Here is a 9,135-nt window from a genome sequence, read left to right on the forward strand (position 1 = left end):
CATTCTTTGGAAATAAATTTACAACTGCAACATTAGGAACTATTCCAACATTAGTTTATGAATCAATAATTCATGATAATAATGAAGCCTTAGATGCTAATGTATCACAAATGGTAACTGAAAACTTAAAATTATATAATCCTACAAGCTATCTTGGTGAAGCAGTTTTACAATCTGTATATTCTAAAATTGATACGGCAATAACTATTGCAGAAGAAAGAGATACAGAAGATAATTTAAGATATGCAAGAGAAGCAGTTGCTAGATTAGATGCCGAAAAACATCGTAAACAAATAATTATTTTTAATGAAAGACTTAAAAAGTTAAATCTTGAACCGGTAAAAGTTCCAAGCTATGAAGCAGAACTTAGTGAGTTAAATGAGTTAATTAATTCTACAAAGACTATTGTTGAAAATAGTCAAGATATAGAAGAAAGTATTCATTACCAAACTACAACATGGAATAATATTGTTAGGGCTTATGAAAATGCAGTAACTGTAGCTAACAAAGGTGAGGAAGCTAATAAGACAGAAATATTAGTTGCTATAGAAGAACTATCATTAGCAAAAGAAAATTTAGTATTACTAAATAAAACAGAGCTTAAAAAAGCTATAGAAGCAGCTACTTCAAAAGTAGAAGATGGAATATTAGAAGAAGTAGAAGAAGAAATTAAAATATCTTTCAATAATGCTTTAGAGGTTGCAATTTCAGTTTATGAAAATAAGGATGTAACAGTTCAAGATATAGCAAAATCATATAATGATATTTTAGTTGAATATAAAAAGCTAGGAATTCCAGTTGGGGATATCAATAATTTAGCAGATTTAGTAAGAATGGCTGAAGAAATTGATTTAGATAGATTCCTAAGTGATGGTAAAGAAGGGTTTATAAATGCGTTACAATTAGCTAATGATATTTTAGTTGTAGAAGATGCATCAGAAATTGATGTTTATAAAATTTACGAAGAGCTATATAACGCTATGATGAATTTACAATTAAAGTCTGAAAAAGGTGAATTGTGTAAGGCTATTATTGAAGCTGAAGGCATTGATTTAGAGTTATATACAGAAAATGGTAAAGATGTATTAGTATCTGCAATTGAAGAAGCTAAAGCTGTAAAAGAAAATGAAGAAGCTACTGAAGAAGAAGTTGATAATGCTTTAAGTAATTTAAATAATGCAATGAAGGCTCTTGTAAAAGTGGCAGATAAAAGTGAACTTAGAGAATTAGTAGATAAGGCTAAAGCTATAGATGCTAGTAAGTATACTATTGAAAGTATAGAGTTGTTAAATTCAGAAATAGCTAATTCTATTAGTATATTAGAAAATAATAATATGTCAATAGATGAGCAAGAAATGATTACTGAAGCTATAGATAAATTAAATAAAGCGATTGAAGGTCTTGAATTAAAAGAATCTCATCCAGGAAAACCAGGAAATGGTGTTGAAGATGAAGAAGATAAAAAAGAAGATGATGATAGTGGAAGTGGGAATGTAAATAATGGAACTAATGGTGAACCTAATAATGGTACAAGCAATGGTAGTACAAATAATAATGATAAATTACCAAGCACAGGAGGTAATAATTCAATAATATATGTTTTATTAGGTTATTTGGTAGTAATTGGTGGAGTCGTGTTATTTAAGAAAAAAATATTACACAACTAATAGTTTAAAAAGAAATTAATAGAAAGTGGATAAGTTATTTTAAATAGTTTATCCACTTTATTATAAACACTAATAAATATATTAATTATATAGAAAATTTAAAGAATATAAATTAAATAGAAAATTATATTAGGAGTTAAAGATATGAGTTTAGGTTTTTCAGTTTATTTTGGATTAGATAATACAATTGAAGAAAATATTGATTTATTAATTAAGGCAGAGAAATTAGGTTTTACTAGGATATTTACCTCATTACATATTCCAGAGGCTAATTATGATAAATTAAAGGTTGAAGTAAGTGAATTTTTTAAATTAGCTAAAGAAAAAAATATGGATATAATAAGTGATATTTCCCCTAATACATTTAAGTTTTTAGAATTAGAGAATATGGACTTACAAGGATTGGTGAATTTAGGGGTAAAAACTATAAGAATAGATTTTGGTTATACAGAATATGAAATTGCAAAAATGAGTAAAAATCCTTATGGTATTAAAATTCAGCTTAATGCATCAACAATTACTAAAGAGTTTTTTAAAAACTTAGATAAGTATGAACCAAATTATAAAAATATAGATGCGCTCCATAATTTTTACCCTAGACGTGGGACAGGAATTTCAGAAGAGTGTATGGTTAATAAAAATGAAATTTTGAAGGATAGGGGTATTAAAGTTTGTGCTTTTGTTCAATCAAATAATAGAAAAAGAAGTCCACTAAAAGATGGATTACCTACATTAGAAGATCATAGAGACTTACAAATTAGAGAAGCAGCTAATCATCTATTTGCATTAGGAAATGATTCGGTATTTATAGGGGATTCCCTTCCTAGCTTAGAAGAATTAAAAGATTTATCAAATTTAAAAGAGAATGCTATAGAGTTAGATATTAAATTAAAGGTAAATAATGAAATTACAAAAAAATTATTAAGTGAAATTTATTCATCAAGAACTGATGAGGCTAGAGATGCTATAAGGGCAGCAGAAAGTAGAATTATTTTAGGGGAAAATATAATAGAGCCAGTAAATACAATTAATAAGGAATATGGAGATATAACTATAGATAATGTAAATTATCAAAGATACATGGGAGAATTACAGATATTAAAGGTAAATCAAAGGGGTGATAAAAGAACTAATGTTGTAGCATCTATTTTACAAAATAGACTTTATTTATTAAAATATATTCGAGATGGAAAAAGGTTTTATTTTAATATAATAAATCAGTAATAGGATGTGAAAAAATGAATTTACTACAGTATATAAAGCAGAATTATGATAAATTTACAGATAGAGAAAAGCTTATAGCAGATTATTTGTTACTTGAAAATATTAAAATAGTTGATATGTCGGCAAAAGAAATTGCTGAAGCAACAAAGACATCGGCACCTACAGTTGTTAGATTTGCAAAAAAGTTAGGTTTTAGTAGTTTGAATGAAATGAAAATCAAGTTATCTATAAGTTTAAATGAAAAAAAGAGTAATGGGGAGTTTGAATATTTAGATAAAGATTTAAGTACAAGAAGTATAGTTAATGGGGTAAAAAGTTCTATACACTCAATTATAGATGAAACTGTAGACTTAATAAGTGAAGAAGAATTGGATAAAGCGGTAGAGTTATTAACAAATGCTAAAACAATATATATTTTTAGTGTAGGTGTATCAAGCTTAGTTGGTTTAGATTTTTATTATAAATTAAGTAGAATAAATAAAAGATGTATAGTTCATGAAGATACGCATCTTCAAGTAACATCATCAGTACTAATGCAAGAAGGTGATGTAGCTGTAGTAATATCATATTCAGGGGAAACAAAGGAAGTATTATTATGTGCAAAAAATGCTAGAGAAAATAATGTTCCTGTAATTGCAATAACTAAAGCTAGTATTGACAATAAATTAGAGAGTTTTTCAGATATATCATTGCATGTACCATATGTTGAAAAATCATTAAGAGAAGGTGCTATGACCTCAAGAATATCTCAATTAGCTATAATAGATATGCTGTTTTTAGGTATGGCGAGAAGTAATATAAAGGATGTTGAAGAAAAGTTAGTAATAACAAGAGAAGCTGTAAAAGAATTAAGATAAAAGTAAAAAACACTCAAGATTTAATAAAGAATTCTTGAGTGTTTTTATTATGAGCTTTTAGTATTAATAATTAAGCTTGACTTTAAATAAAGCAATATTATAAAACCTATGAAAACTATAATGGCAGAAAGTAAGAATGGAAGTTTATTTCCTAAATCAAAAATAAATCCAGCGCTTAATGAACCAGTTACTTGACCTACTGCTTTAGATGAATTAAAGATCCCCATAAGGGAACCATAGTTTTCTTTTGAGAGCTTTGTAATAATACTTTGCTGCAATGGAATATGTATACTTGCAAATGATGCAAATATTACAGCGCATGTTAAGAATAAAATAACATTGTTAGATATAACCATTAATATTAATGAAAGTGTAATACAAATAGTTATAACTTTAAATAAATTTATTTCTTTAAAATGTTTAGCCAGTAAAGGAGTAAATATTAAATTCACAATAAACCCTACAATTCCGACAAATGCTAAAAACACACCTATAAAGGTAGGGGGTAGCTTTAATACGTCCTCTATGTAATAATTAATAGTTGAGTTATAGCTTGTTGAGGCAAAGTAAAAGGCAATAACTACAATAAACATAATTATTAAATTTTTATTTAAAATATTAGAGTAGTTAACTTTTTTGAAATTGTATGATTTAGAAGAGGTAGAAGAAGTTGCTTTTTGAGGCTCTTCCAATAATAAATAAACTAAAACACCTAAAAACATACATAAAATAAATTGGAAAAAGAAAGTATATTTAAAGTTATTATTACCTATTACTCCACCAAGAAGAGAACCAAGAGATCCACCAATTGTATTTGCAGCAGCATAGTAGGTAATATATTTTGTCCTATTTTCTTTTGTAGTTATATCAGTTAAATATGCTAGCGATGTAGTTAAATAACTTACTACAAAAAAGCCACCTGTAAATCTAAATATTAGTATTATAAATGGATTAGTGTTAAAACCAAATCCAAGCTGACTTATACCATATCCTATAGCACCTAATATTAAGAATTTGATTCGACCTTTTTTATCTGATAAAGCACCGAATAATGGTGACCCTATGAAATTTCCAATAGACATAGTTGCGAAGAATAATCCAAACATAAAGGTTGGTAAACCAAGCTTAGTGATAAACATAGGCGTAACTGGATGAGCCATATTAAATGCAAGTGAGCTAAACATAGTTAAAAATATAATAAAAAACAGTGATTTATTTTTTCTTTTCATTTGTCCTCCTATTGTTAATATTTATTTTCATATAATAAAGTTTATCATTGTTTGTAGAACTATTCAATGTAAGATATTATTCATAGTATGTATATTATTAATATAAAAATAATAATTTTTTAGTGCTTTATAGCGATAATATCCAATTAAATAAAAAAATGTTATAATATTGAAATGAGCTATGGGTTAAAAGATGTAATAAATAGTGTGTTATTACATATAATCAGAGTTATAAAATAAATATTGGGGAGAGAGTAATATGAAAAATATTGTAAATTTTAGGGGGATAAAATATAAAAGACCAGATTTTGATAAAGTTAATGAAACACTTAACTTATATTCAAATAAAGTTAAAAGTGCAGAAGATTTTGATGAGCTAAAAGAAATTATTAGGAAATTTGAAATGCTTGTAAGTGATGTAGAAACAAATATAGCAATTGCAATGATTAGAGCTTATCTTGATAGTTCAGATGAGTATTATAATAAAGAGATGCAGGTATGTATGCAACGAAGAGCTACTATTGATTATAATAATTTTTATAATTCTATATTAAATTCATCATTTATAAATGAGTTTGATAAGGAATATGGTAAACAGTTTTTAGTTAAATTAAAAGATACTATATCAATTAAAGCTTCTGGAATGAGTTTAATTTCAAAAGAGCAGGAATTAATAATGAAGTACCAAGCATTAAAGGCAACTATTAGAGTGAATTTTAATGGTAAAGCATTAAGTGAAGGAGAAATAGATAAGTATATTAGGGGAGAAGATAGAGAAGTAAGAAGAAAGGCTACAATTGCTTTAAATAAAGCATTTTTAGATAAAAAGGAACAGTTTGAAAATATTCTATCTGAGCTAGTTAAAGTAAGAAATGAAATAGCAAAGGTAAATGGTTTTAAAAGTTTTGCAGATTATATGAATATAGAGAAGGGAAGGCATGATTACGGAGAAAAAGAACTTTTAGAGTTCTGTAAGAATATAAAGGAAGAGGTTATAGAGTTTTCTTCTATGTTAGATAAGGAACAAGCCAAAAGATTAGGATTAGAAAAGCTTGCTTCATATGATAGTCAATATAAATTTAAAGATGGAAATGCAACACCGGTAGGTGATGGTGAAAAGTTAAGGCAAAATGCAAAGAAAATGTATAAAGATTTAGGAAATGATATAAGTGAACTATATAATGCTATGGTTGATTATGATTATATTGATGTAACATCTTCTGCTAATAAAATCTCAGGTATGGGTTTTTGTACAGAATTATTTAATATTAAATTTCCTTATGTTTTTGGAAAATGTACAGGATCAATACAAGATGTATCTGTACTAACACATGAAGTTGGACATGCCTATCAAATGTATATGAGTTTAAATAATCAAAAGCTTATTGGATATTCAGAAATGCCAAATGATGTTGCAGAAATTCCTTCTAAAACTATGGAACATTTTACTCATGATTATGCAAGTTTATTTTTTGGAGATGATGCAGAAAAATTTTGTTTCCAGCATCTTGAACAATCTTTATCTGAACTTACAGCTTATTGCTCAATAAATGAGTATGAAAGTTGGCTTTACAGCAATCCAGATAAGACACCAGAGGAAAGAGCAAGAAGATATTATGAAGGGTTGGTGGAGATTAGTCCAGAAGTTGATTTTTCTGAGGTTGAGGAGTATATGGTAAAGGGGAGTTCATTATTTAGAAGTATGGGTATTTATATGTTCCCATTTTATCTTATTAGTTATGCATTATCAGCAATGTCAGCTATGGAATTTGCTAAACGTATGAGTGAAAATAGAGAAGAAACATGGCAGGATTATAGAAAACTTTGTTCAGCAGGTGGAAGCTTATCTTATGAGGAATTGTTAGAAGTAGCTAATCTTCATTCTCCATTTGAAAAATCAACAATAAAAAGTAGTATTGGTTTTGTAAAAGATAAAGTTTTAAAATATATTCATACATTATAAGAGAAAATATTATAGTAAAGTGGAGGAACAATCAGGATGAAGTTAGTAATAATATTTGGTCCACATGCTGTTGGGAAAATGACAGTTGGTCAAGAATTAGCAAAGTTAACAGGACTTAAATTATTTCATAATCATATGACAATTGATATTGTATCAGATTTATTTAGAAATATGCCAGAGGAAAGAAATAGATTGACTACATTATTTAGAAAAGAAATTTTTGAAGCTTTCTCTAAAAGTGATGAATATGGAATGATTTTCACGTTTATGTGGGCATTGGATAGTAAAGAAGATTGGGATTATATTAATTATGTTGAAGATTTATTTAAGTTAAGAGGGGCGCAGATTTATTATATTGAACTAGCAGCAGATTATAATTTGAGATTAAAGAGAAATAAAACTGAAAATAGGCTTTTAAATAAACCAAGTAAAAGAGATATTCAACAATCAGAACAATTATTCAAAAATTTAGAGTCTTATTATAGACTAAACTCATATGATAATGAAATACAAAAAGAAAATTATATAAAAATCGATAATACAAATCTTGAAGCAGATGCTGTTGCAAAAATTATAAGAGACAAATTTTTATTATAATTAAAAAAAGCTAAAGAATTCAGTTTAACTGTGGTTCTTTAGCTTTTTAAGATTATATTTAATAAAACTTATTTTTATAGTTGTTTTTCTATGCTATTTTAATTTTCTAAGGTAGCATGTTACCAGCAGATAAGTAAATTTCATACCACTCTTGTCTAGTTAGATTTACATTTGAAGCAGTACAGATATCTCTTAAACGATTTTCATTTGTTGTTCCCACAATAGTTTGTATCTTAGCAGGATGTCTAAGTATCCATGCTGTTGCTATGGCAGTTTTACTTACATTATATTTATCTGCTATTTCAGTAAGTTTTTTATTAAGCTCAAGGAATTTTGGATTATCTATAAATGTACCTTCAAAGAATCCATATTGATATGGTGACCATGCTTGTATATTTATATCTTTTAATCTACAATATTCTAAAATTGATCCATCTCTATCAATTGAAGATGAATTTTTCATATTAACATTTATCCCGGAATCAATAATTCCAGTATGCATAATACTAAATTGAAGTTGATTAATAGTAACTTTATTAGTTAAATATTTATTTAACAACTCTATTTGCATAGCATTGTGATTACTAACACCAAAATTTCGTACTTTTCCTTCTTTATATAGTGTTTCAAAAGCTTCATTTACCTCTTCAGGCTCCATTAAAGTATCAGGTCTGTGAAGTAATAATATATCTAAATATTCCGTATTTAATCTTTTTAAAATACCATCTACAGAATTTATAATATAGTCTTTAGAAAAATCATACATACCAGGTCTAATAGAACATTTAGATTGTATAATCATTTTTTCTCTTAGAGATGGTGTTAATGATATAGCCTCATTAAATATTTCTTCCGATTTACCAGCACCATAAATATCAGCATGATCAAAAAAGTTAATGCCACAATCTAAAGCTGTATTTATTAAGCTATTAACAGTGTTTTTATCAAGGTTTGCAATTCTCATACATCCTAATCCAATTTCAGATGCTTTAATATTACCATTTGCCATAATTATTTCTTTCATAAGTATAATCATCTCCATAATATAAAATGAATTCTTAGATTTAGGTGGAGTTTTAAATCCATCTAAAGGTTAGAAGTATTTATCTAGCAGCATAGGTTTTATTAGATTACACCACAAAAAAAGGTGTAATTCTTATAAACTAAAGCAATTAGATAAAATTCTAGTTAATCATTTACATTATAGCATTTAAGTAAAATAATAGTCTATTAAATACTTGGCTAAAAAATAAAATAAAAAATACTAAAATAATATTGACAAAGGTCGACAAAGATAATATACTAAACAACGTAGTCGATAGGCGGGTATCGTATATCGGTAATACTCCAGCCTTCCAAGCTGGAAAGGTGGGTTCGATTCCCACTACCCGCTCCATTTAAAAATGTTAGGAACTAGCAGTATAAGGAAATAAGGAAGATGCACCGGAACTTATATATCATAAGTGAGGAGCGTAGTTACGAAATTGACGAAGTAATGCGAGGTTAATAACGGGTTTAATATGCGTGTTTAGCTCAGCTGGATAGAGCAACGCCCTTCTAAGGCGTGGGCCAGGAGTTCGAATCTCTTAACACGCACC

Annotated in this window: 7 protein-coding genes and 2 tRNA genes; 7 read left to right on the forward strand and 2 right to left on the reverse strand. The window is 27.5% G+C overall.

Features of this window, described 5'->3' with window-relative positions:
- The 3 genes from I4V51_RS15165 to I4V51_RS15175 all read left to right on the forward strand — a co-directional run.
- Positions 1-1,667: LPXTG cell wall anchor domain-containing protein (locus I4V51_RS15165; RefSeq protein ID WP_195989277.1), on the forward strand; the 1,667-nt coding region annotated here is incomplete at its 5' end.
- A 144-nt stretch (positions 1,668-1,811) separates the two neighbouring features.
- Entirely contained in the window at positions 1,812-2,891 is a 1,080-nt protein-coding gene (locus I4V51_RS15170; protein WP_195989278.1) for a MupG family TIM beta-alpha barrel fold protein, read from the forward strand.
- 14 nt (positions 2,892-2,905) lie between these two features.
- Complete coding sequence (locus I4V51_RS15175) at positions 2,906-3,748, forward strand: MurR/RpiR family transcriptional regulator (RefSeq protein WP_195989279.1); 843 nt, start codon at positions 2,906-2,908, stop codon at positions 3,746-3,748.
- Between the two features lie 47 nt (positions 3,749-3,795).
- Here I4V51_RS15175 and I4V51_RS15180 read toward each other — a convergent pair whose 3' ends face one another.
- Entirely contained in the window at positions 3,796-4,977 is a 1,182-nt protein-coding gene (locus I4V51_RS15180; protein ID WP_195989280.1) for an MFS transporter, read from the reverse strand.
- A 259-nt stretch (positions 4,978-5,236) separates the two neighbouring features.
- Here I4V51_RS15180 and I4V51_RS15185 point away from each other — a divergent pair, with 259 nt between their 5' ends.
- Positions 5,237-6,940 carry a M3 family oligoendopeptidase gene (locus I4V51_RS15185; protein ID WP_195989281.1) on the forward strand — a complete coding sequence of 568 codons (1,704 nt, stop codon included), beginning with the start codon at positions 5,237-5,239 and terminating at the stop codon, positions 6,938-6,940.
- Between the two features lie 36 nt (positions 6,941-6,976).
- Positions 6,977-7,537: an AAA family ATPase gene (locus tag I4V51_RS15190; protein WP_195989282.1), complete on the forward strand. Its 561-nt coding sequence runs from the start codon at positions 6,977-6,979 to the stop codon at positions 7,535-7,537.
- A gap of 106 nt (positions 7,538-7,643) precedes the next feature.
- On the opposite strand, the gene I4V51_RS15195 is transcribed toward I4V51_RS15190, so the two are convergent.
- Positions 7,644-8,561, reverse strand: a complete 918-nt coding sequence (locus I4V51_RS15195) for an aldo/keto reductase (protein WP_195989283.1) — start codon at positions 8,559-8,561, stop codon at positions 7,644-7,646.
- Positions 8,562-8,859: 298 nt separating this feature from the next.
- On the opposite strand from I4V51_RS15195, the gene I4V51_RS15200 reads away from it, so the two are divergent.
- Together I4V51_RS15200 and I4V51_RS15205 are read left to right on the forward strand one after the other, a co-directional pair.
- A tRNA-Gly gene (locus tag I4V51_RS15200) sits at positions 8,860-8,933 on the forward strand.
- Between the two features lie 126 nt (positions 8,934-9,059).
- Positions 9,060-9,133, forward strand: a tRNA-Arg gene (locus I4V51_RS15205).
- Positions 9,134-9,135 lie beyond the last annotated feature (2 nt).

Source organism: Clostridium sp. D53t1_180928_C8, assembly GCF_015667795.1.
Lineage (GTDB): Bacteria > Bacillota > Clostridia > Clostridiales > Clostridiaceae > Clostridium.

What these genes read in the sequence shown, in the direction of transcription:
- I4V51_RS15185 (WP_195989281.1), top strand. Translation starts at nt 5,237, where the DNA reads ATGAAAAATATTGTAAATTTTAGGGGGATAAAATATAAAAGACCAGAT.
- I4V51_RS15195 (WP_195989283.1), bottom strand. Translation starts at nt 8,561, where the DNA reads ATGAAAGAAATAATTATGGCAAATGGTAATATTAAAGCATCTGAAATT.
- I4V51_RS15175 (WP_195989279.1), top strand. Translation starts at nt 2,906, where the DNA reads ATGAATTTACTACAGTATATAAAGCAGAATTATGATAAATTTACAGAT.
- I4V51_RS15170 (WP_195989278.1), top strand. Translation starts at nt 1,812, where the DNA reads ATGAGTTTAGGTTTTTCAGTTTATTTTGGATTAGATAATACAATTGAA.
- I4V51_RS15180 (WP_195989280.1), bottom strand. Translation starts at nt 4,977, where the DNA reads ATGAAAAGAAAAAATAAATCACTGTTTTTTATTATATTTTTAACTATG.
- I4V51_RS15190 (WP_195989282.1), top strand. Translation starts at nt 6,977, where the DNA reads ATGAAGTTAGTAATAATATTTGGTCCACATGCTGTTGGGAAAATGACA.